Raw genomic sequence first — 23,279 nt, 5'->3', positions numbered from 1 at the left:
TGATGCGTATCCTTGCCTTGCTGTTTTTGGCCCTTCTCGCCACCGGTGCAAGCGCGGCTGATGCCACGCATGAATTTCAGGACGACGCGGGACGAAGTGTCATAGTGCCGACAAAGCCGCTTAGGATCGCCTCGCTGCACGACATCGATGTCACCATTCCGCTGATCGAACTCGGCGTAACGCCCATCGCCAGCCACGGACGCATCGGTGCCGACGCAAAGCCTTATCTTCGCTCCAGCGCGATACTGACTGGCGTTGATTTCGACAATTCCGGCATGGCCTTTCTGGGTGCTGTCGATATCGATCTCGAAGCGCTTGCGGAGCAGAAGCCCAACCTCATCATCACCGCTGCAGGCAGGCCAACTCCCATAGCGACGCTGGAAAAAATTGCGCCGACCGTTGTGATCGATCCCACCCGCTTCGGCACTGCGCACGCCTATCAAAAGCTTGCGGAACTGACCGGGACAGAAGCGAAGCTCGCGATACTCGACCGTCGATACCGTGCCGGTATCGAGGAACTGAAAACTGCTGTCGATACCAAATCGATCACGGTATCGGTCATTCAACCGCTCAACGGCAAGATCAGCATCTATCACACCTACAGGGCGCTTGGTCAGGTGTTGAGAGATGCAGGTTTTCGCTTTCCCGATATCATCAACGGCATTGCCGAGGGAGGGCGTGTCGAAGTCAGCGGCGAACGTTTGCCGGATGTCGATGCTGACTTCATCTTCGATCCCTACCGGTCAGACACCGGCGGCACGTCGAAGGAAGACATCGACGCCATGGAAAAAGTCGTGCCGGATTTCTGCAGCTTCCTGAAGGCCTGCGTGGGAGGCCGATACGTCATGGTCTCGCGGGAAGAGGCGATCTCGAACAGCTACGCTGCCATGGCGCTGATGACGGCCATCGTGAAATCGACCACGGCTCAGCGCCCGGCGAAATAGTGGTTGCTGCTTTAAAAATGAAGACGTCTCAGGCACTGTGTATCTATACACGCTTTTGAAGTGACCACGATGGTATCGATGCGCAGTCCTGTTCTGAAGAAACGCCACATAGACCGCTTTGGCGAGCGATTGAAGAAGAAGCGGGATGTGCTGTCTCCCGGTCTGTTGGCCGTTGCGGAATATATCGACAGGCACCGGCACGCAGTGTTGGCCAAATCCGCGCTGGAAATCGGTCGTGAAATCGGCACGTCTGACGCGACGGTCATCAGGGCCATTCAGGCGCTCGGCTTCGAAGGTCTGGTTGATCTGAAAGATACGCTGGAAGCGCATCTCGGTGAAACGGACTCGCCATCCGAAAAGATGGCGGCAACGACAAACGATCTCCTCAATGATACCAATTCCGCCATCGACTTCGTGGTGGCAGACATGGGCTATGCGATGGCTGCGCTGTCATCGCCTGACAATCGGCAAGCCATGACCACGGCGGTAAAGGTGCTATCCGCCGCCACGAAAATCGGCGTCTTCGGCATTGGCGCATCTGGTGTCGTCGCACTTTATGCCTCGCGTAATTTCATCCGCTCCGGGTTTCCGTCCTACGCGCTTGATAGGACCGGGATCATGCTGGCAGAGCAGTTGCTGCAAATGGAGACCGGCGATGTCCTCCTCGTTCTTGCGCAGGGGCGCCCGCACCGCGAGGTCATGACGACGATCACCGAGGCGCAGCGCCTCTCGATACCCATTATCGCCATTGTCGGAAAAGAAGACAGCGCACTCGCCCAACACGCCTGCGCGACCCTCGTTCTGCCACGCGCGAAAAACGAAAAAGTGGCCATGCACGGCGCTTCGCTCGTTTGCATCGAAGCCCTGACACTGGCTCTCGCCGGTAAAAACCGGGACAGAACCCTCGCGACACTGGACCGGTTGGTGGAACTGCGCAACCAGATCAGGCCGAACAAGCGGTGACAGCTTCCGCTGACGTTTCGGCAACGGCGATGGGCCGACTAGAACAAGTCACTCCACAAAATTCGCATAGGTTTAGACACGTGAACCTCATAACGCAGGGTTGACACTGCTACTTTCCCGCCTAAAGTTGCAATTGGTAAGACCATTTTACCAGATGGGATCTCGGGAGGATTTCATGTTTGTGGCTTTGGAGCCGCGCCGCTTGCACAGGCAGGTTGCGGACCAGATACGTGCGTTGATAGAGGCGGGGGAGCTTGGGCATGGTGCCAAGTTGCCTGCCGAGCGTGACCTTGCGGAACGCTTCGCGGTTTCGCGTCCCACCATTCGTGAAGCCCTGATCGTTCTGGAGGTAGAGGGCTACATCCAGATCCGCATGGGGTCCGGTATTTATGTCAGCCAGCGGCCGAGCCATCCGGCTCAGGTGCTGCCGGTTGACGACAATGACAGCCCATTCGAAATCCTTCAGGCGCGCAGCATCATTGAAAGTGCGATTGCCGAGGAAGCCGCCCGGGTGGCGACTGCCGATGGTGTTGCGCGTCTCGACGCGTGCCTTCAGCAAATGGAAAACGCGATTGGCGATCCGGTCGATATGCTGGTTCAGGACCGCGCTTTTCACACTGCCATCACGGATATCATCGGCAATGCCACGCTGCACCGTTTTACCGGGCAGATTTTCGATCGTCGCATGACGCCCTACTTCGAGCGGCTGGCCAGCCATTTCGAGGGACCGAAAACATGGCGTCTGGCGCTGGAAGAACACAGGGTCATCAGAGATGCCATTGCCAGAAATGACACAGCCGCCGCGCGCGATGCGATGCGTCGCCATCTGACACAATCGCAGAAGAGATTTTCCGAAAGCTTCGGGGAGGAGCCGTAGGGGAGGCGTGGTTCCGCAGGGAGAGAGCGGGATCATGAAAACAGCAGTCTGACATCAATCCGGGAGGGAAACCAATGACATCAAGATTCATCACATTGCTTGGCGCAACGGCCATCGTCGCCGTCTCCGCCTTTACCGCACAGGCGCAGACCGCGCTCAAATGGGCGCATGTTTACGAGACGACCGAGCCATTCCACACGGAATCCGTCTGGGCCGCCAAGGAAATCGAAAAGCGCACGGAAGGCCGCTACAAGATCGATGTCTTTCCGGCATCGCAACTTGGCAAGGAAGTCGATATCAACCAGGGGCTGAAGCTGGGAACCGTCGATATGGTCATCTCAGGCTCAAGCTTTGCCGCACGTGATTACAAGCCCATCGGCGTGACCTACTTCCCCTACATCTTCCGCAGCCCCGAACATCTGATCGCCTATACCAAGAGCGACGTCTTCAAGCGATTGGCCAAGGGCTATCAGGACAAGACCGGTAACGTGATTGCGGCGGTGAGCTACTATGGTACGCGCCACACGACGGCCAACAAGCCGATTTCGACTTGCGCAGACTTGTCTGGCGTGAAGATGCGCGTGCCTGACGTTCCAGCCTACCTTGCCATGCCGCGCGCCTGCGGTGCCAACACCACTCCGATTGCCTTCGCTGAGGTCTATCTGGCGCTTCAGAATGGGACCGTGGATGCGCAGGAAAACCCGCTGACAACCATCGAGGCGAAGAAGTTTTTCGAGGTGCAGAAGAACATTGTCCTGACCGGTCACATTGTCGATCACCTGAATACGGTGATTTCGAAGAGCCGTTGGGCCAGCCTGTCGGACGAGGACAAGAAAATCTTCGTTGACGTCATGCAGGAAGCTGCGACCAAAACAACCAAGATCATCGAGGAACGTGAAAACAAGCTGGTTGATGACTTTAAGGCACGTGGCTTGACCGTCACGGAAGTCGACAAGGCCGATTTCGAAAAGAACGTGCTTGAGAAGGTGAAGTTCGAGGACTTCGGTTACGACAAGGCCGATTGGGAAGCCATTCGCGCCATTCAGTAAGTCCGTGTCCGGCGCGGTTTTATGGGCCGCGCCGCCTTCTCGTTTTCTCCAGCGTCTGGCGATCTGAAACGGTCAGACGCTCCAGCCGGGACAATTCAATGTCGCAGGAAACTCACACTCAGGTGACACCTGAGGAACTTGCCCAAACCTTCGATGAAGCGCCGCCGAATGTTGATCTGTCGGTCTATTCCTTCGAAGATTGGCTTACCCTTGCCCTCTTCTGGGTCATGACAGGCTGCGTGTTCTTGCAGTTCTTCACCCGCTACGTTCTCAATGACAGTTACGCATGGACGGAAGAAATTGCCGTCAACTGCCTGATCGGCGTCGTTTTTCTCGGCTCTGTCATGTGCGTGCGCATGTCGCGTCACATCCAGGTGGATGTTCTCTACCACTACCTGCCGTCGAACGTGACGCGCGTCATGTCGCTGGCCGTCGATGTGCTGCGCATCGGCTTTTTCGCCTATACGTCATGGCTGATGTGGCGATATCTCGAAATCGTGGCGGATGAAGAGATGGTGACCGTGGCCCTGCCGCGCAGCATCGTTTTCTACACGGTCTTCGCAGCTTTCGTGCTGATGTTCCTCCGGTCGATCCAGGTTTTCGTTGCCAACCTTCAACGTGGTTATTCCGTGCTCGAAAGACCGGAAGAATTCCAGAGCGTGGAGGAGGTGTGACATGCTGGTTCTGATTGGATCGTTTCTGCTTCTGATGCTGATCGGCTTGCCGGTTGCCATTTCCATGGCCACATCGTCGCTGCTCTACATTCTGGCCTACAATGTCGCGCCGGATATCATCGCGGCGCAGCGCATGATTGCCGGTGTCGAAAGCTTTCCGCTTCTGGCCGTACCGTTCTTCATTCTGGCTGGCAACCTGATGAACGTGGCAGGTGTCACGGGCCGTATCTATTCCTTCGCCGTCGCTCTTGTCGGCTGGATGAAGGGTGGGTTGGCGCAGGTCAATATCATCGGCTCGGTTATTTTCTCCGGCATGTCCGGCACCGCTCTTGCGGATGCAGCCGGTATCGGTACCATCGAAATCAAGGCGATGAAGGACCACGGCTATCCCGTCGAGGCGGCTGTCGGCGTCACCGCTGCATCGGCCACACTGGGGCCGATCTTCCCGCCATCCCTGCCTTTCGTGATCTACGGCATGATGGCAAATGTCTCCATCGGCGCGCTGTTCATGGCGGGCATCTTGCCCGGTGTGGTCATGACGTTGCTGATGATGATCACCGTCGCCGTCTTTGCCTATATCAAGAACTGGGGTTCCGACACGCCGTTCAGCCTGCGCACGATCTTCGGCGCATCGCTGGAAGTCTTGGTCGTCATGCTGGTGCCGATCAGCGTCTATGTGCTGACGATGTTCGGCTTGTCGCTCAACCTTGCTATTTTCATCGTGCTTGCGGTGTTGATCGCCTGTGACTGGTATTTCGATTTTTCCGCAGTCATGGCCTTGATGACACCGGTTATTCTGATCGGCGGCATGACCATGGGCTGGTTTACGCCAACGGAAGCAGCCGTCGCCGCGGTCTTGTGGTCGCTGTTCCTCGGCCTCGTGCGTTACCGGACGATGACCTTTAAAACGCTGGCGAAGGCAACGTTCGACACCATCGAGACGACGGCCTCGGTTCTTTTCATCGTGGCGGCGGCCTCCGTCTTTGCGTGGTTGCTGACCGTCAGCCAGGCGGCACAAGTGCTATCGGGTGCCATTCTGACATTGACCGACAGCAAGTGGATATTCCTCGTGCTGGTCAACCTGCTGATGCTGTTCGTCGGTTGCTTCCTGGATACGATTGCGGCGATCACCATTCTCGTCCCGATCCTTCTGCCGCTGGTGTTGCAGTTCGATATCGACCCGGTGCATTTCGGTTTGATCATGACACTCAACCTGATGATCGGGCTGCTGCATCCGCCGCTCGGCATGGTCCTGTTCGTGCTCTCACGCGTGGCGAGGCTTTCGGTGGAGCGGACGACGATGGCCATTCTGCCATGGCTGGTGCCGCTGTTCATCGCTCTCATTCTCATCACCTTCATTCCAGCCATCACCCTTTGGCTACCGACGGAAATGGGATTGATCCGATAACAAATACCCGCGCGGCTATCCGCGCGGGTTTTCCTCCAATCATTGGGACGAAAGCACATATCATGTCGACCCGCGTCGCGCGTCTTTACGGAAAACAGAACCTCAAGGTCGAAACGCAGGAGTTCCAGCCGCCCGGTCCCGGCCAAGTGCTGCTGCGCATGGCGGCAGGCGGCATTTGTGGGTCCGACCTTCATTATTATCAGGACGGTGGTTTCGGCCCCATTCAGGTGCGCGAACCGATCATATCGGGCCATGAGGCATCCGGTTATATCGAGGCACTGGGTGAAGGCGTATCGCACCTGACGGTAGGCTCACTCGTTGCGGTAAACCCATCTCAGCCCTGTGGTAAGTGTCATTATTGCCAGATTGGGCAACCGATCCATTGTCTCGACATGCGCTTCATGGGCAGCGCAATGCGCCTGCCGCATGAGCAGGGGATGTTTCGGGATTGGCTGGTGGTCGAAGCAAAGCAATGCCTGGCTTTCGGCGGCGAGACGACGCCCGGTGAGGCTGCGTGTGCCGAACCGCTCGCCGTCTGCCTGCATGCGGTGGCTCAGGCCGGTGATCTCGAAGACAAGCGGGTGCTCGTCACCGGCGCAGGTCCCATCGGGCTGCTGACTGTCGCCGTTGCAAAGCATGCCGGTGCCGCGGAGATCGTGGTGACGGATATTGCCGATGCAGCGCTGGCAAGGGCACCTTCCATGGGTGCCGACCGCACCGTCAATGTCTTGACGGATCAGGACGGCTTAACGCCCTATCAAGCGAACAAGGGCGTGTTCGACGTCGTTTTCGATTGCTCGGCTGCCGGTCCTGCCTTGCGCTCCGCTTTTGCGGTCGTCAAACCCCGCGGCACCATCGTCCAAGTGGGCGTGACGGGAGACATGACGATTCCGCTCAATGCGCTGGTGGGCAAGGAAATCGTCTGGCGTGGTTCCCAGCGGTTTGATCAGGAGTTCGCGCAGTCCGCAGCGCTCATATCGGCACGCGCCATCGACGTGCGCCCTATTATTTCGCATGCGTTTCCGTTGCAAGATGCCGTCGCCGCATTCGAGCAGGCGGGCGACCGATCCGTTGCTTGCAAGGTTCAAATCACATTCGGCTGATGCCATTGATATCTGAGGGATAGACAAGATGAAGCATACATGGCGCTGGTTTGGGCCTGTGGATAAGGTTTCCGTGCGGGATGCCGCGCAGGCAGGCGCTGACGGCATCGTCAGCGCGCTGCATCACATCGAAACGGGCGCAGTTTGGCCGGTTGACGAGATTGCGAAAAGGCATGACGAGATCAAGGCGGGCGGTCTCTATTGGGACGTTGTGGAAAGCGTGCCTGTGTCGGAAGACATCAAGACGCAGAGCGGTGACTGGAAAGCGCATATCGCCCATTGGCAGGAGACGCTAAGACGCCTGTCCGCGACGGGTATTCGCACCGTCTGCTACAATTTCATGCCAATACTGGACTGGACGCGCACCGATCTGCGGTGGGATACGCGCCATGGTGCAAAGGCGATGCGCTTCGACCTGACGGATTTCGTAGCCTTCGATATCCACATTCTGAAGCGCCCGGATGCGCGTGCCGATTATCCCGACTGGCTTACCGAAGAAGCCGCGCGGCGGTTTTCGGAGATGCCCGATACCAAGGTCATCGCGCTCAGCGTCAATATCGGTGCGGGCCTGCCGGGGTCTGCGGATGGCTACACGCTGGATCAACTTCTTGAAAAACTGCGCTCCTATCAGGGTGTCGACCGGCTACGGCTTCAGGCAAATCTGGTGGATTTTCTGTCGCAGGTGGTCCCGGTTGCCGAAGAGGTCGGTATCAACATCTGCGCCCACGGTGACGATCCGCCATGGCCTCTGCTGGGCCTGCCGCGCATCCTGTCCACAGAATCCGACTACGCGCATATGCTCGGTCAGGTCGATAGTCGTGCAAATGGCGTCACGCTATGCACCGGTTCACTGGGTGCGCGGGCGGACAATGATCTGCCCATGATCGCCCGGCGGTTTGCAGATCGCATTCACTTCGTGCACCTTCGCAATGTGACCCGGGATACGGACACGGTGCCGTGCTCTTTTTTTGAAGACGAGCATCTGGAAGGGTCAACGGATATGGTCGCTGTTATCGCTGCCCTGCTGGACGAAGAAAAACGCCGCCGTGCCGAAGGGCGGGAGGATCATCGCATCGCCATGCGCCCTGACCATGGGCAGGAAATTCTCGATGACCTCCAGCGCGGCGCACAGCCGGGTTATCCTGCCATCGGGCGTCTCAAGGGTCTGGCGGAACTGCGCGGCATAGAGCGTGCGTTTCTCCACCCGCAATTCGGAAGGAACTGACCCTTATGACGACGCTGTCCAATTCAACCCATTTGAAGCCTAACGTGACGAAGCCCGCCTTTGACCGCGCGGCATTGAAACCCGGTATCGTCCATATCGGTCTTGGCGCCTTTCACCGCGCGCATCAGGCCGTCTTCACGCAAAAAGCAATCGAGAAGAACTTCGGCCATTGGGGCATCGTTGCCGTCAACCTGCGCTCACCAGAACCGGTGCGCGCGCTTGAGCAACAGGACGGCCTCTATTCCATCATCGTGCGTGGTGCAGATGGTGACGATGCGCAGATCATCGGCGTAACGGTAGATTGGCTTTGTGCGGCAGAAGGGGCTGATGACGTGCTGGACTATCTTGCCAGCCCCGATACCCGTATCGTGACCCTGACGGTCAGTGAAAAAGCCTACGGACTCGATCCCGTTACTGGCGGTTTGGATATGGCCCACCCCGCCATCGCGGCGGATAAGGCCAGCCCCCGTTCACCCACGGGCGTGATAGGTTTCATCGTCGAAGGTCTTGCGCGGCGCAGGGAGAAGGGGTTGCTGCCTTATACTGTTCTTTGCTGCGATAACCTGCCGTCCAACGGTCACGTCGTGCGTCGTCTGGTGCTGGAAATGGCAACGTTTCGTGACCCGGAACTGGCGCAGTGGATTTCGCAGGAAGGCAAATTCCCATGCAGCATGGTGGACCGCATCGTTCCCGCAGCGACGGATGAAACGCGGGCCCGCGCAGCATCGTTGCTGGGCGTTGATGACAAGCTTGCGATCGAAACAGAACCGTTCATGCAGTGGGTCATCGAGGACGATTTCGTCTTGGGACGCCCGGCCTGGGAAGATGCAGGCGCGGTGTTTGCACAGTCTGTGGTGCCGTATGAAGACATGAAACTGCGATTGCTGAACGGGTCGCACACGCTGATTGCGCATCTTGGGATTCTGCATGATCTGGAATTCGTAAGAGACGTAATGGCCGTGCCCGAATTCGTGGCTAAGGTGGAGCGGCATATGGAAGCCGCGACTGCAACGCTGGATGCGGTGCCGGGCATCGATCTGCCATTCTACCGAAACCAGTTGCTGGAGCGTTTTGCCAACCCGACCATTGCGCATCGCAATGAGCAGATTGCTATGGACACCAGCCAAAAGCTGCCGCAGCGCATTCTGGCTGCGGCGGTGGAGACGTTGGAGGCTGGCGGGGACGGTGCGGAATTCGCCTATGTCGTGGCGCTCTGGATTGCGTCTATCCACAAACGCGGTGATCTCAACGACCCTAGACGCGACGACATTTTGGATGCCGTACGAAATATCGACGCCAACGACCCCTCGGCGTTTCTCTTCTCGGTCAAGGGACTGTTTCCCAAGTCGCTGGTCGAAAACCTTGCATGGCGCGATCTCGTCAACGGTGAGCTGGCCGCCTTGAACAGCTGACGGGAATTGCTATCAGGACATTGAAAAACCCGGCAATCGACTTGCCGGGTTTCTTGGTTCAGCGGGTACGATCAATCCATCTTGTGGATGTCGCGATCCTTGGTTTCCGGCAAGAACAGCAGGCCGATGACCAGTGTGATGCCTGCGAAAATGATCGGATACCAGAGGCCGTAATAGATATCGCCCTTTGCGGCACTCATGGCGAATGCCGTTGCAGGCAGCAAGCCACCGAACCAGCCGTTACCGATGTGGTAGGGCAGGGACATGCCAGTGTAGCGAATACGGGTCGGGAAGAGTTCGACCAGAAGCGCTGCAATCGGGCCGTAGACCATCGTCACATAGATGACGAGTACGGTCAGAACCGCGATGATGGCGATCCAGTTGACGGCAGCAGGATCGGCGACCATCGTAAACGTACCGCCACCGGCCACCGTGTAGACAGCCATTTCTGTCGCGCCGTTGAGCTCAGCAGGTGTCAGCAACTTGTCCGCAACCAGCTTGTCCGCCGGTACGGTCTTTGCCGGTGTTGCGCGAACCGTGTCGGCGTTGAGGCCAAGTTCCGGGTTGGCAGCGACGAAGGCATCCAGCTTTGCAGCCGGGACCTGAGCGGCACCGCGAACCAGCGGATAACCACCATCGTGAAGCGCGATATTGATCTGCTTCTGGAATGCGCGATCATTTGCAGCGGCGTTGGCACCTGCGGCAACAGCATCATAGCTCGTGATGGTCTGCTCACCGATCTTGACGGTTGCAGGCTGGCCAGCAGGACCGGCAACGACATCGTAAGGTACCGAGTTTCTGGTGAGGAACGAGGTTGCGATATCGCAAGAGGTGGTGAATTTCGCCGTACCCGTCGGGTTGAACTGGAAACGGCAATCGCCGGGGGCAGCCGTCACCGTCGCGCGAACCGAAGCCTGCGCCTGCGCCAGGGCAGGGTTACCGGCCCAGGTCAGTGCCTTGAACAGCGGGAAATAGGTCAGCATGGCCAGAACAAGGCCTGCCATGATAATGGGCTTGCGGCCGATCTTGTCGGAGAGCCATCCGAACAGAACGAAGAAGCCCGTTCCGAGGATGAGAGCGCAGGCAACCATGATATTGGCCGACTGACCATCCACCTTCAGAATGCTTTGCAGGAAGAACAGCGCGTAGAACTGGCCCGTGTACCAGACGACAGCCTGACCGATGACGGCGCCGACGAGTGCGATGATCGCGATCTTCGCGTTTTTCCATTGGCCGAAGGCTTCGCTGAGCGGCGCCTTGGAGGTCTTGCCCTCTTCCTTCATCTTTTTGAAGGCAGGAGATTCACTCATTTTCAGGCGAATCCAGACGGAGACGCCGAGCAGGATAACGGAGAGCAGGAACGGAATGCGCCAGCCCCAATCCGCAAAGGCTTCACGTCCCAAAGCAAATTGCACGCCCAGAATGACCACGAGCGACAGGAAGAGACCAAGGGTCGCTGTCGTTTGAATCCAGGACGTGTAGTAGCCGCGACGGCCATTCGGGGCATGTTCGGCGACGTAGGTTGCCGCACCGCCATATTCACCACCCAAAGCAAGACCCTGCAACATGCGCAGAACGATCAGGATAATCGGAGCCGCAATGCCGATCTGCGATGCGTTTGGCAGAACGCCGACGAGAAACGTCGAGAAGCCCATGATCAGAATGGTGACGAGGAAGGTGTATTTACGACCGACGAGATCGCCCAGCCGTCCAAACACCAGCGCACCGAAAGGGCGAACGAGAAAGCCTGCCGCAAAGGCGAGAAGAGCGAAAATGTTGCGCGTCGTTTCAGGATACTGGCTGAAGAAGTTCGCGCCGATATAGATGGCCAGCGAGCCGTAAAGATAAAAGTCGTACCACTCGAACACTGTTCCCAGAGAAGAGGCGAAAATCACCTTCTTCTCTTCCCCCGTCATTGGACGGGCTTTCTCCGCTGTCGCGGTTGCTACATTCGCCATTGTCTGTCCTCCACAGATATATGAATGACACATCGCAGCAGCCCGTTTCTCCCCCGGACTGCCCTTTCGGCACGATGCACCTTGCAACAGCTTGACAGAAAATTAACAAAAGGAAGAGCGATGCTTTCGGCTTATGACTTTAGTCTAATTTCGCAGGGCCGCGTTGCAGCCACAGATCACCGAATTGCTTCCGCCGAAGACCAAATTGCCGTGCGTTTGCGCTTGACAGAAAATACAAACACCATAATAGCTTTGCCTCGAAAAGGAGCGCGAACTTGATCGAACACATGCACAACATAGTTGTCATGCAAAACCCGGCACAGCCTGTCGGTGATCACTCGTGCTTTTCTGTTTCCATCCGAATTACGGCCAAAACGACGATTAAAACCGTCTAACGTCTCTGGCCCGCCGCTCTCTCCCCGGTTTGGTCGGGGAAGAAGGAACCCGCCGATTTGCGGGGTCCCCTCACCAAAAAAGAGGAGAGGCAGAAAGAGAGCTTGATCATGGGTTTCAAAGTTGCAATCGCAGGCGCTACCGGCAATGTCGGTCGTGAAATGCTCAATATTCTTGCCGAGCGCGGGTTTCCGGCTGATGAAGTCGTGGCGCTGGCATCCGCTCGCAGCCAGGGCACGGAAGTCTCCTATGGCGACCGCACGCTGAAGGTCTCCAACATGGAGAATTACGATTTCTCCGATACCGACATCTGCCTGATGTCGGCTGGCGGCGATGTATCCAAGAAGTGGTCTCCGAAAATCGGCGCGCAGGGCTGCGTCGTCATCGATAACTCTTCCGCTTGGCGCTACGATCAGGACGTTCCGTTGATCGTTCCCGAGGTCAACGCCGATGCCATCGAAGGTTTCCGCAAGCGTAATATCATTGCCAACCCCAATTGCTCCACGGCACAGCTCGTCGTTGCGTTGAAGCCTTTGCATGATGCGGCAACGATCAAGCGCGTCGTCGTCTCCACCTACCAGTCGGTGTCCGGTGCCGGCAAGGAAGGCATGGACGAACTGTTCCAGCAGACACGCGCCGTCTTCGTCGCCGATCCTGTCGAGACCAAGAAGTTCACCAAGCGCATCGCCTTCAACGTCATTCCGCACATCGATGTGTTCATGGAAGACGGTTACACGAAGGAAGAGTGGAAAGTTCTGGCAGAAACCAAAAAGATGCTGGACCCCAAGATCAAGGTGACCTGCACTGCCGTGCGCGTTCCGGTCTTCATCGGCCATTCGGAATCCGTTAACATCGAGTTCGAAAACGAAATCACTGCCGATCAGGCGCGCGATATCCTGCGCGAAGCCCCAGGCTGCCTCGTTATCGACAAGCATGAAAACGGCGGCTACATCACCCCGGTCGAATGCGCTGGCGAAGACGCGACCTATATTTCGCGTATCCGCGAAGATGCAACGGTCGAAAATGGCCTGAACATCTGGGTTGTTTCGGATAACCTGCGCAAGGGTGCAGCGCTGAACGCGATACAGATTGCCGAACTTCTGGTTAATCGCGGCCTTATCAAGCCACGTAAGGTCGCTGCCTGATACGGTTTTTTAACAACTATTAACTATAACCCGTCCATTCCATGAGTGAAATGGGCGGGTTTTTAGTTTGTTCTTTATCACGGGCAGTTTATTTGCTGGTTATGATTATGGCGGGCAATTTAAAATCCTGTGATTTCTCTCTGGTCTCACAACAGCGCTGGGCATGATCCCAAACGAATTTGAAGGCAAAATCTGATGCGGGCAATGAAGGCTTTTTCCGTTGGCGTGGTAATGGTCGCAGCACTGGCGGCAACGCCCGTTCTGGCGGCGCAGTGCGGTAATACGTCGGCGGGCTTCGATGCCTGGGTGGGCGCGTTCAAACAGGAGGCCGCAGGCCGTGGTATCAGCGGTTCGGTTCTCGACCGCGCATTCTCCGGCGTGTCCTACAATCAGGCTACGATCCGTGCGGATCGCGGCCAACACAGCTTCAAACTGTCCTTCGACCAGTTCATGCAAAAGCGTGGCGGACAGGCCATTATTTCTCGCGGCAAGGCGATGAAGAAGAACAACGCAGCTCTGTTTGCGAATATCGAACGCGCTTACGGCGTTCCAGCAGGCCCGCTTCTGGCGATCTGGGGCATGGAAACAGGCTTCGGCGGCTTTATGGGCAACCAGCACACGCTGTCTGCTGTCGCAACCCTGTCCTATGACTGCCGTCGTTCGGACTACTTTACCGAACAGCTCTATGCTGCTCTGAAACTGGTTGCCAACGGTAATCTGAGTGTGACGGCAAAGGGCGCGGCCCACGGCGAAATCGGCCAGACGCAGTTCCTGCCGCTCAATGTTCTTCGCTACGGTGTGGACTTCGATCGCAACGGTCGTATCGATCTCGTCGGTTCGCGCGCCGATGCTCTGGCCTCAACGGCAAACTTCCTTGTTGGCCATGGCTGGCAGCGCGGTGCAGGATATCAGCAGGGTCAGACGAATTTTTCTGCCATCCAAGGATGGAACGCCGCAAGCGTCTATCAGCAGTCCATCGCCTATATCGGCAAGGCTATCGACGGCCAATAAGCTGGCCGCCGAAACTTATAGTGCGATCACACTTCCGGGCGGCGAAAGTCGCCCGTTTTGCTGTCCATCACCCACAGCTCGCCAGTCGAGATGTCGAACCATGCGCCGTGTAGCTTGACCTTTCCGGCAACTTCCTGCGCCTTTACGAAGGGGAAGCCGCGCAGATTGTTGATGGAGTTGCGGATAGAAACGCGCTCCAGAGCGGTCTGCCTCTCCGAGGATGTCATCACATCGTTGCTCTGGATTTGTTCGGCTGCGGATTTGACCATGTTCATCCATTTGCCGATGAAGTCGCCCGGAGACAGCGACTCGAAATTGGGGTCGAGCGCGGCCTGAATACCGCCGCAGCGGCCATGTCCCATGACGACGATGTCCTTGACCTTCAAGACCTGCACCGCATATTCGATGGCGGCAGACGTTGCGTGGAACTGGCCGTCCGGTTCGAATGGCGGCACCATATTGGCGACGTTTCTCATCACGAAGAGTTCGCCCGGTCCACAGTCGAAAATCGTTTCCGGCGCAGATCGGGAGTCACAACAGGCGATGAAAAGGGTCTGCGGCTTCTGGCCTGTTTCCGCCAATGCGCGATATCTCTCGCGCTCATCGACGTAACGGCCACTCATGAAGTTCTTGTAGCCGTTGAGTAGGTATTCTGGAAAATCTTTCATGATATCGCAGGACCGTTGTCTTGAGGCCGGGATCGATAATGGAGCCCGGCGCGTTAAAAACCCGTTTTTCGTGTCGCTATTTGCGCTTGCTTCGTGAAGGATGCAAGAGATGACGCATCTGCACCATGGCCATGGGTGTGGAAAGGCTGGAAGCGTCGGTCTCCAGCGTCAGCTCGTTCAGCCCGCGCTTCATTGTCCGCGCCAGCACCTCGAACACACTTGCGGTGGCCAGTTGCAGCGCTTTTTCATCATCCATGCCCTGCAATAGTCGCGCTAGAAACAGCGCGGCTAGAAGGTCGCCCAGCCCGTTTGGCACATTTTCGATCGAGCGATGCTCGGCCAGAAGTGCGTGTCGTCCGCTGAGGAAAAGATTGCCGATACCGCCTGCCATCATCGGTACGGCAGAGGTAACAAGCATTTTCGGCGGACCCAAGGCCAGAGCCGCATCCATGATTTCATTGTTGGTTTCGAGGTCCGCGCCGCTCATCCAGGCCAGTTCATAGCGGTTGGGTGTGGACACAGTGGCCAACGGAACCAGTTCATCGCGAATGGCTTGAGCGGTTTCCAGCGGCACATAGAGCCCGCCCTTGTCGCCCATGACGGGGTCGCAGACATAGATGATATCGGGGTTACGCTCTTTCATCGTGCGGATGAGCTTTGCCACGGAACGCACCTGAGCGGCGCTGCCGAAATAACCGGTCAGGATGGCGCGCACTTCGCCCGCCCATTTCGACCCCGCCAAATCCTGCATGGCCTTGTCGAACTCGCCATTGTCGAAACGCAACCTCGTGGACGGTCCGTGTCCGGGGTGCCAGGGCATGACGATTGTGGGCACGGCCCAGACGGGAAAGCCCAGCGTTTCCAGTCCGAATACGGCAGCCCTGTTGCCGACGGAGCCGCGCATGACGTGGCTGGAAATGACGATGACGGACCCGTTGGTATTATCCTGCATGGCACACTCGTTCAACTTGGCAACCGGAAGCGCTCAGACGCGCTCCCTCGGACGCATTGTCAAAACCTCATGGCATATCGACACGGGGCTTTCCACTGCAATGTTATTTCGCCGCCCGCTCCAGCGCTTTCAAAACCGTGCGTTCGGAAAGGTCGAGGTAGCGCTCCATCTGTACTGCCGCCTCGCCGACAAGACCCTGCTCCACGAGGCCCAGAATCTGGTCGTTCATATCCACAAACGGTGAATGCAGTTGTTCGGGATCGTTCAGCAGTCCGAAACTGAGACGAAGCTCGGCGGCCACGCGCTCGTAAAAATCGCTCAGTCTGCTGCTGTCGGAGAGATCGACCACTGCGGCATGAAATTTCATGTTGGCGCTGCCGACGTCGCGCCATTCTCCGAGATCACGCGTCCGTTTCGCCTCTTCCACCGCCCTACGCATGACTGCGGTGGCGGGATGCTTTGGCCATGCCTGTCGCAGGGCGCCGCATTCCAGCATGCGCCGGACACGATAGATGTCGATGATGGAGTCGGTACTGGGCACGGAGACGAAGACGCCGCGATTGGCCTCATGCCGCAAAAGACCGTCCTTGGTCAAAAGCCGGAAGGCCTCGCGGAGCGAATTGCGGGACACGTCAAGCCGTTCGCTGAAAGCAGCTTCGGACAAACGCTGGCCGGGGGAAAGGACACCGGTGATCAGAAGCTCACGAATGTCCTTGGCCACGCGGTCGGCCAGCGGCAAAGCTTCAGTCATAAGGTTTCCTTCTATCCCGATCTGCAACCGTATGAGTCAGGTTGAGCAACGACTATCGCGCTTGCAGTATCATAAATTTTGCACAGCTGGCGTAAAAATCATGCTCATTTTGCGCGCAAACGTCCCAAATATTGCGCAGAATGAAAGAACGATATATTTTTATTGTTCAACAATATTGACAATTTTGTAGATGACGCCAAGATCACCTCAATGCATCCGCGAGGGGCGGAGCAATACGGAGAAAATCCATGGAAAAAGGTGTGCCGCAAGCGGCCGTGGAAACGGCTGCGCAAAAATCAAAAAAACAGCGTTATGCGCTGTTATCGGCAATGTTCCTGATGTCGATGTCCGCAGTTGGACCGGGCTTCATCACGCAGACAGCGAACTTTACGGTCAAGCTCGGCGCGGCCTTCGCTTTCGCCATTGTCATTTCCATTCTCATTGATTTCGTGGTGCAGGCCAACGTTTGGCGCATCATCACCGTGACCCGGATGCGCGCTCCGGCCATTGCTAATGCTGCTATCCCGGGTTCTGGTTACTTGCTTGCCATCCTCGTTATTATCGGCGGCTTGTTTTTTAATATCGGCAACATCGGCGGTGCAGGCCTGGGCCTGAACGCGATGATCGACCTTGATCCGAAAATTGGTGGAGCCATTGCCGCACTGGTGGCGATCGGTATCTTCCTGTCGCGCCGTGCTGGCGTCGCTATGGATCGCGTCGTTTACGTCGCAGCTTTTGTCAAACTCGCTCTCATTCTCTACGCGGTATTTGTTTCCGGCCCACCGGTTGCCGATGCATTCCGTCAAACCTTCCTGCCGGACACCATCGATTTCGTAACGATCACGACGATTGTCGGTGGTACCGTTGGCGGTTACATCACCTACGCTGGCGCACACCGCCTGCTGGACAAGGGAACGGTCGGTGTTGAAAACATCGGCGCCGTCAACCGCGCAGCCTTGAGCGGCATCGCGATCACCGGTGTCCTTCGTTACATCCTGTTTTTGGCGATTCTTGGCGTTGTCGCATCCGGCGTCGTCATCGACCTTTCCGGCAAGGGTGCCAATCCGGCGGGCCAGGCATTCCGCGCTGCGTCTGGTGATATCGGTTATCGCCTGTTCGGTGCCGTGTTCCTGGCGTCGGCTATGACCAGCATCATCGGCGCTGCCTACACGTCCGTGTCGTTCCTCACCGCCTTCAAACCGGCTATGAGCGAACGTCAGCGCAACCTTGCAACGGTCATCTTCATCGCTATCTCGCTGATTGCCTATATCATTATGACGACACCACCTGCGGCAATGCTTGTGTTCGTCGGTGGTCTCAACGGTCTCGTGCTGCCCATCGGTCTCTCCATCCTGCTGTTTGCAGCATGGAAGCGTTCCGATCTCATGCACGGTTATCATTATCCACGTTGGCTGCTGGTTCTGGGTGCGCTCACCTGCTGCCTGACATGGTATATGGCCTACAAGTCTGCCGGTGCGATCTTCGCATTGCTCGGCTACTAAAAAGGGAGAGATAAACATGGCTTCCATTGATCTGAACAGTGACCTCGGCGAAAGCTATGGTGCATGGAGCATGGGTGACGACGGCGCGATGCTGTCGGTCGTTTCCAGCGCCAACATCGCCTGCGGTTTTCATGCAGGCGACCCGGCGGGCATCTATCGCACCGTTAAGGCTGCGGCAGAAAAGGGTGTCGTCATTGGAGCCCATGTCTCCTACCCGGACCGCGTCGGCTTTGGCCGTCGCGATCTGGATGTCACCTCGGAAGAACTGATTGCCGATGTCATCTATCAGATCGGCGCGCTGAAGGGCCTAGCGGCGGCGGCGGGCACGGCAGTGCGTTACGTCAAACCGCATGGCGCGCTCTATAACCGCATCGCCAATGATGCAAAGCAGGGACAGGCGGTCATTGATGGCATCAAGTCCATCGATCCGTCGCTGGTGCTGATGGGGCTTGCCAACGCGCCGATCCTCGATCTAGCTCGCAAATCTGGTCTCTCGGTGGTGGCGGAAGCCTTCGCCGACCGGGCCTACACCCCGCAAGGGCAACTGGTTTCCCGCCGTGAGGCCGGTGCCGTGCTGCACGATGCAGAAAAAATTGCAGCCCGCATGGTTCAGCTTGCCCGTGAAGGCACGCTCGAAGCTATCGATGGCAGCATCATCAAAATCGAGGCGCAATCAATCTGCGTCCATGGCGATAGCCCCGGTGCGGTCGCTATTGCGCAGCAAATCCGCCAGCGTTTCGAGGCCGAAGGCATCGACATCAACTCTTTCGCTTCCAGCACATAAGGAGCGTCCATGACGATCCCGACATCCTATCTCGATCACACGGATGCGACCGCTGCCCGCAAAGCGCGCGACGATTACCGCAACGGTCTGGTTTCACCGACATCCGGCATCGCTCCCGGCTTCACGCAGGCCAACATGATCGTGCTACCGCGCGATTGGGCTTTTGATTTTCTGCTATACGCGCAGCGCAACCCGAAGCCTTGCCCGGTGCTTGACGTGTCCGACCCAGGTGTGCCGACGACCTTACTCGCTCCCGGTGCTGATCTTCGCACCGATCTGCCGCTCTACCGCATTTGGCGGGATGGAAAGCTGGTCGAGGAGACGGCGGATGCCACAAGTGCATGGGCCGAACGCGATGATCTCGTCGCTTTCCTCATCGGCTGCAGCTTCACGTTTGAGACGCCGATGGTGGAAGCGGGCATCGAAATCCGCCACATGACGGACAAGTGCAATGTGCCGATGTATCTGACCAACCAGCCCTGCCGTCCGGCAGGCCGTCTGAAAGGCAATATGGTCGTCTCCATGCGCCCCATTCCCGCCTCGCGCGTGGCGGATGCGGCAACCATTTCCGGGCGCTTTCCTGCTGTCCACGGGGCACCCGTTCATGTCGGCTCCCCCGCAGAGATCGGCATTGCCGATCTTGCCCAGCCGGATTTTGGCGATGCGGTGCGGATCGAACCCGGCGAAGTGCCGGTGTTCTGGGCGTGTGGAGTAACGCCGCAAGCGGCGGTCATGGCATCGGGCGTGCCCTTTGCGATCACCCATTCTCCCGGCCATATGTTTATCACCGACATTCCCGATTCTGCCTACCATGCTTGAGGACAAGATGCGCTTCTTACCCGTCAGCCTCACGACCATTCTGGTGGAACTCGCTGATCTCGATCAGACTCTCGCCCTGTTTGCCTCGCTTGAGGCAGACCCAATCGACGGTGTGGAAGAGACCGTTCCGGCGGCCCGCACGTTGATGATCCGTTTCCGCCCGGAAACGATCACGGCGCAAGCGCTCGCAGCGAACATCTCCACGCGCGATCTCTCCGCAAAAATCGCCCCATCCGACAAGCTGGTCGAAATCCCCGTTCAATATAACGGCGAAGATTTGGCCGATGTCGCCGAGCTGACGGGTTTGACCGTCGATGAGGTTATCCAGCGGCATACGAACAGCGAATTCACCGTCGCCTTTTGCGGCTTTGCACCGGGCTTCGGCTATCTCGTGGGTGGCGACCGAGCCCTGCACGTGCCGCGCCGTCAAAGCCCACGCACGCGAATACCCGCTGGTTCAGTAGCGCTCGCTGGTGCGTTCAGTGGCGTCTATCCGCAAAACAGTCCCGGTGGCTGGCAGATCATCGGCACCACCCCGCTGAAAATGTGGGATATCGAGCGCGAGCCTGGCGCACTGTTCCAGCCCGGTTACCGCGTCCGCTTCGTGGATATGGCGAAGGCCGCAATCGACGTTCACACACCGCAACAAACCTCAGCTGCCACCAAACGCGTGCCCAGCAGGGATGATGCGCATTTTGAGGTTTTGGCAGCACCAATGCCCGCCCTGTTTCAGGATTTGGGACGGTTCGGCCAGACCGGCCAAGGTGTATCAGCCTCCGGCGCGCTGGATCGATCGGCATTTAATACGGCCAATCGCATAGTCGGCAATCCGTCCAATACGCCCTGCCTCGAAATCACACTGGGCGGCTTTTCCTTCAAAAGCGCCAGCCGTGCGGTTATCGGTGTTGCGGGTGCGAACTGCGTGATTACGATCCAATCAGGGGAACAGAGCTTCGAAGCAAGCCCTTATGCGCCGATCTCTCTGGAGCCGGGCGACGTGGTTTCCTTCGCCAATCCAACCAACGGCATGCGCTCCTATCTGGCCGTGCGCGGTGGGTTCAAGGTTGCCCCGGTTCTGGGCAGCGCGGCGACAGATACGCTGGCGGTGGTCGGCCCTGATGTCGTCGTCGCAGGAACCATCCTCGCGCTGAGACACCAGAAAGAAAGCCTTGCGAGCGTCTCCATCGACGAAGTTCCGGCCTTTGATCTGCCGAAGGCAGGCGATGTCGTGACCCTCGACGTTGTCCTTGGGCCGCGTACGGACTGGTTCACGCAAAAGGGTATCGACACCCTGACGAGCCAGCACTGGCAGGTCACGCCGCAGTCCAGCCGCGTCGGCATTCGTCTTGCCGGTGAGGTGCCGGTGGAGCGCAAGGACAGTGCGGAACTGCCGAGCGAAGGCACGGCAACCGGCGCAATCCAGATACCACACAGCGGTCAGCCGGTGCTGTTTCTGGCCGATCACCCGCTGACGGGTGGATATCCGGTCATTGGTGCGGTGGCGGAATATCACCTCGATCTGGCGGGCCAGATACCCGTCAACGCCAAAATCCAGTTTCGCCCGCTTGGGCCATTCGCCGAGATCGCGGCGAGCAAAACCGCAGAGTTTTCGGGAGAAGAACGATGAAAAAAGTACTGATTGCCAATCGCGGCGAGATCGCCGTGCGTATCGTTCGCGCCTGTCGTGATTACGGTATCGGTTCCGTAGCCGTCTATGCCGATCCCGATCAGGATGCGCTTTTTGTGCGTCAGGCCGACGAAGCCTATGGCCTTGACGGCGTTCGCCCGGCAGAAACCTATCTCAACATCGAAAAGCTGATTGCCATTGCCAAGCGCTCCGGCGCAGATGCTGTGCACCCCGGTTACGGCTTCCTGTCTGAGCGGGCCGAATTCGCGCAAGCCGTCATAGATGCCGGGCTGATCTGGATCGGGCCTGACCCGGATGTCATTAAGGTTCTCGGCGATAAAGTGGAAGCGCGGCGCATCGCGACCAGCGTTGGCGCTCCTCTGGTTGCAGGCAGCGATGGTCCGGTTGCGACCGCAGCGGAAGTCACCGCCTTTGCCCAGCAGCATGGCCTGCCGGTCGCCATCAAGGCCGCCCATGGTGGTGGCGGACGTGGCATCAAGGTCGCCTGGAAAATGGAAGAGATTGCCGATCTCTACGATTCGGCCGTGCGTGAAGCCACGGTCGCATTCGGTCGCGGTGAATGCTTTCTCGAACGCTTCCTCGATCGTCCCCGCCACATCGAGGCGCAGGTCATTGCGGACAAGCATGGCAATGTCGTCGTACTGGGCACGCGCGACTGCTCGCTCCAGCGTCGCAATCAGAAACTGATCGAAGAGGCGCCTGCTCCGTTTCTGGAGCCGCAGCAACGCCAGAAAATCCACGAATCCGCCAAGGCCATCTGTGCGGCAGCTGGCTATTCCGGTGCTGGTACGGTTGAGTTTCTGCTTGGCGTCGATGGCACGATCTCGTTCCTTGAGGTCAATACCCGCCTTCAGGTGGAGCATCCCGTCACCGAAGAAACCACCGGCATCGATCTGGTTATCGAGCAGTTCAGGATTGCCGAGGGGCATCCCTTGCGTGTTCTCGAAACCCCTGAGCCGCGGGGTCACTCTATGGAATTCCGCATCAATGCCGAAGATCCGGGCCGGGGCTTTCTGCCGACGCCCGGTGCCATCACGCGCTTCGATCCGCCATCCGGCCCCGGCGTGCGTCTGGATAGCGGCGTCGTCACCGGTTCGGCGATACCCGGCGTATACGATTCCCTGATGGCGAAACTGATTGTCACCGGTGCCGACCGCGAGCAGGTTCTGCGTCGCGCCCGTCGCGCTCTGAAGGAATTCCAGATCGACGGCGTTGCGACCGTTCTGTCATTTCACCGCGCCGCGCTGGAAACCGCCGATTTTATCGGTGAGGACGGTTTCAAGGTTCATACCCGCTGGATCGAGACCGATTTCGCCGAAATGCCTGATGCCATGGAGCGTCCAGCTCCCGCCGATGACGGGTCGATGACCCGAACATGGCTCGAAATCGACGGCAAACGTGTTTCGGTCGGGTTGCCGCATATTCTGCTTACGGGTCTTGGGTCTGCTGGTAGCCCGGCACATGCAAAAGCCGAGGCATCGCCCAAGAATGAAGGCATTCTCGCGCCGGTATCCGGCACCTTGCAGTCGTTCAAGGTCGAAGACGGCGCGTCCGTATCGGAAGGCGATCTGGTCGCTGTAATGGAAGCTATGAAGATGGAAACCCAGATCACAGCGCCGAAATCCGGCAAAATCCGGCTGCGCGTCGAGGAGGGTGATTACCTTCAGGCGGGAGATACTGTGGTCGTTTTCGAATAGGCCTTTTTCAATCGTGCTGGCTGGCTTGCTCTTGGAGGGTAATGGCAGCCAGCGCAAGAATGAGCGATTGGGTGATGGCAGACGTGACTGAAGGCAATTATCTGGCCGTATTCTAAGACAGATGCCGGGAGCAACGGGTGCAACGCAGCAACCCTCATCCATCATCCTGAGCCTGTCGAAGGAGAGGTGCGGAGGCAAAGCCGGAGCTTCAAAGGACGAGGGTTGCGGGCTTGAGGCAGGAGTGCGCGGCGGATGCTTCGAGGGTCGCTTCGCTCCCACCTCAGCATGAGGTTGGA

General features: G+C 57.9%; 20 protein-coding genes. 16 read left to right on the top strand and 4 right to left on the bottom strand.

The features are described from left to right. The first annotated feature begins 2 nt into the window (after positions 1–2). From QRN55_RS03360 to QRN55_RS03320, 9 genes are all read left to right on the top strand, one after another. The gene (locus tag QRN55_RS03360) at positions 3–944 is read left to right on the top strand and encodes an ABC transporter substrate-binding protein (RefSeq protein ID WP_502871289.1); all 942 of its coding nucleotides are present in this window, start codon (positions 3–5) and stop codon (positions 942–944) included. A gap of 69 nt (positions 945–1,013) precedes the next feature. Beyond that, positions 1,014–1,907 (top strand): MurR/RpiR family transcriptional regulator, encoded by an 894-nt coding sequence (locus tag QRN55_RS03355; protein ID WP_502871281.1) that lies wholly within the window; start codon positions 1,014–1,016, stop codon positions 1,905–1,907. A gap of 175 nt (positions 1,908–2,082) precedes the next feature. Beyond that, the gene (locus QRN55_RS03350; RefSeq protein ID WP_111841191.1) at positions 2,083–2,784 is read left to right on the top strand and encodes a FadR/GntR family transcriptional regulator; all 702 of its coding nucleotides are present in this window, start codon (positions 2,083–2,085) and stop codon (positions 2,782–2,784) included. 74 nt (positions 2,785–2,858) lie between these two features. Next, complete coding sequence (locus tag QRN55_RS03345; RefSeq protein ID WP_111841192.1) at positions 2,859–3,833, top strand: sialic acid TRAP transporter substrate-binding protein SiaP; 975 nt, start codon at positions 2,859–2,861, stop codon at positions 3,831–3,833. A 98-nt stretch (positions 3,834–3,931) separates the two neighbouring features. Beyond that, positions 3,932–4,507: a TRAP transporter small permease gene (locus QRN55_RS03340; RefSeq protein WP_111841193.1), complete on the top strand. Its 576-nt coding sequence runs from the start codon at positions 3,932–3,934 to the stop codon at positions 4,505–4,507. Between the two features lies 1 nt (position 4,508). Beyond that, complete coding sequence (locus QRN55_RS03335; protein WP_111841194.1) at positions 4,509–5,915, top strand: TRAP transporter large permease; 1,407 nt, start codon at positions 4,509–4,511, stop codon at positions 5,913–5,915. Positions 5,916–5,977: 62 nt separating this feature from the next. Continuing rightward, positions 5,978–7,018: an L-idonate 5-dehydrogenase gene (locus QRN55_RS03330; RefSeq protein WP_284774811.1), complete on the top strand. Its 1,041-nt coding sequence runs from the start codon at positions 5,978–5,980 to the stop codon at positions 7,016–7,018. A gap of 28 nt (positions 7,019–7,046) precedes the next feature. Next, positions 7,047–8,243, top strand: a complete 1,197-nt coding sequence (gene uxuA / locus QRN55_RS03325; RefSeq protein WP_284774809.1) for a mannonate dehydratase — start codon at positions 7,047–7,049, stop codon at positions 8,241–8,243. Positions 8,244–8,248: 5 nt separating this feature from the next. Continuing rightward, positions 8,249–9,655, top strand: coding sequence for a mannitol dehydrogenase family protein (locus tag QRN55_RS03320; RefSeq protein WP_284774807.1), 1,407 nt, complete (start codon positions 8,249–8,251; stop codon positions 9,653–9,655). Positions 9,656–9,726: 71 nt separating this feature from the next. Here the strand turns inward: QRN55_RS03320 and QRN55_RS03315 are convergent, their stop codons facing one another. After that, positions 9,727–11,613, bottom strand: coding sequence for an MFS transporter (locus tag QRN55_RS03315; RefSeq protein ID WP_284774806.1), 1,887 nt, complete (start codon positions 11,611–11,613; stop codon positions 9,727–9,729). Positions 11,614–12,116: 503 nt separating this feature from the next. Between QRN55_RS03315 and QRN55_RS03310 the strand changes: the two genes are divergently transcribed. Continuing rightward, positions 12,117–13,151 (top strand): aspartate-semialdehyde dehydrogenase, encoded by a 1,035-nt coding sequence (locus QRN55_RS03310; protein WP_111841199.1) that lies wholly within the window; start codon positions 12,117–12,119, stop codon positions 13,149–13,151. A gap of 195 nt (positions 13,152–13,346) precedes the next feature. Beyond that, positions 13,347–14,162, top strand: coding sequence for a lytic murein transglycosylase (locus QRN55_RS03305; RefSeq protein WP_112498261.1), 816 nt, complete (start codon positions 13,347–13,349; stop codon positions 14,160–14,162). A 26-nt stretch (positions 14,163–14,188) separates the two neighbouring features. Here QRN55_RS03305 and QRN55_RS03300 read toward each other — a convergent pair whose 3' ends face one another. The 3 genes from QRN55_RS03300 to QRN55_RS03290 all read right to left on the bottom strand — a co-directional run bounded on the left by QRN55_RS03300 (position 14,189) and on the right by QRN55_RS03290 (position 16,533). Next, entirely contained in the window at positions 14,189–14,830 is a 642-nt protein-coding gene (locus QRN55_RS03300) for a carbonic anhydrase (RefSeq protein ID WP_112498260.1), read from the bottom strand. A 76-nt stretch (positions 14,831–14,906) separates the two neighbouring features. Beyond that, the gene (gene pdxY, locus QRN55_RS03295) at positions 14,907–15,782 is read right to left on the bottom strand and encodes a pyridoxal kinase PdxY (protein WP_284774802.1); all 876 of its coding nucleotides are present in this window, start codon (positions 15,780–15,782) and stop codon (positions 14,907–14,909) included. 103 nt (positions 15,783–15,885) lie between these two features. Continuing rightward, entirely contained in the window at positions 15,886–16,533 is a 648-nt protein-coding gene (locus QRN55_RS03290) for a GntR family transcriptional regulator (protein ID WP_112498258.1), read from the bottom strand. Between the two features lie 248 nt (positions 16,534–16,781). On the opposite strand from QRN55_RS03290, the gene QRN55_RS03285 reads away from it, so the two are divergent. The 5 genes from QRN55_RS03285 to QRN55_RS03265 are packed head-to-tail and all read left to right on the top strand — an operon-like array spanning position 16,782 to position 22,983. Beyond that, positions 16,782–18,035, top strand: a complete 1,254-nt coding sequence (locus QRN55_RS03285) for an NRAMP family divalent metal transporter (protein WP_284774799.1) — start codon at positions 16,782–16,784, stop codon at positions 18,033–18,035. A gap of 16 nt (positions 18,036–18,051) precedes the next feature. After that, entirely contained in the window at positions 18,052–18,819 is a 768-nt protein-coding gene (locus QRN55_RS03280; protein WP_284774797.1) for a LamB/YcsF family protein, read from the top strand. Positions 18,820–18,828: 9 nt separating this feature from the next. Then, positions 18,829–19,638, top strand: coding sequence for a putative hydro-lyase (locus tag QRN55_RS03275; protein WP_284774795.1), 810 nt, complete (start codon positions 18,829–18,831; stop codon positions 19,636–19,638). Between the two features lie 7 nt (positions 19,639–19,645). After that, a complete protein-coding gene (locus QRN55_RS03270; RefSeq protein WP_284774793.1) occupies positions 19,646–21,265 on the top strand; it encodes a 5-oxoprolinase subunit B/C family protein in 1,620 nt (539 codons plus the stop codon). Next, entirely contained in the window at positions 21,262–22,983 is a 1,722-nt protein-coding gene (locus QRN55_RS03265) for an acetyl/propionyl/methylcrotonyl-CoA carboxylase subunit alpha (protein ID WP_284774791.1), read from the top strand. Before QRN55_RS03270 ends, QRN55_RS03265 begins: the two co-directional genes overlap by 4 nt. The last annotated feature ends 296 nt before the right edge of the window (positions 22,984–23,279 follow it).

The organism is Agrobacterium sp. lyk4-40-TYG-31, assembly GCF_030209855.1.
GTDB lineage: Bacteria > Pseudomonadota > Alphaproteobacteria > Rhizobiales > Rhizobiaceae > Agrobacterium > Agrobacterium vaccinii.
This window is presented reverse-complemented; position numbering and strand designations above follow the sequence as displayed.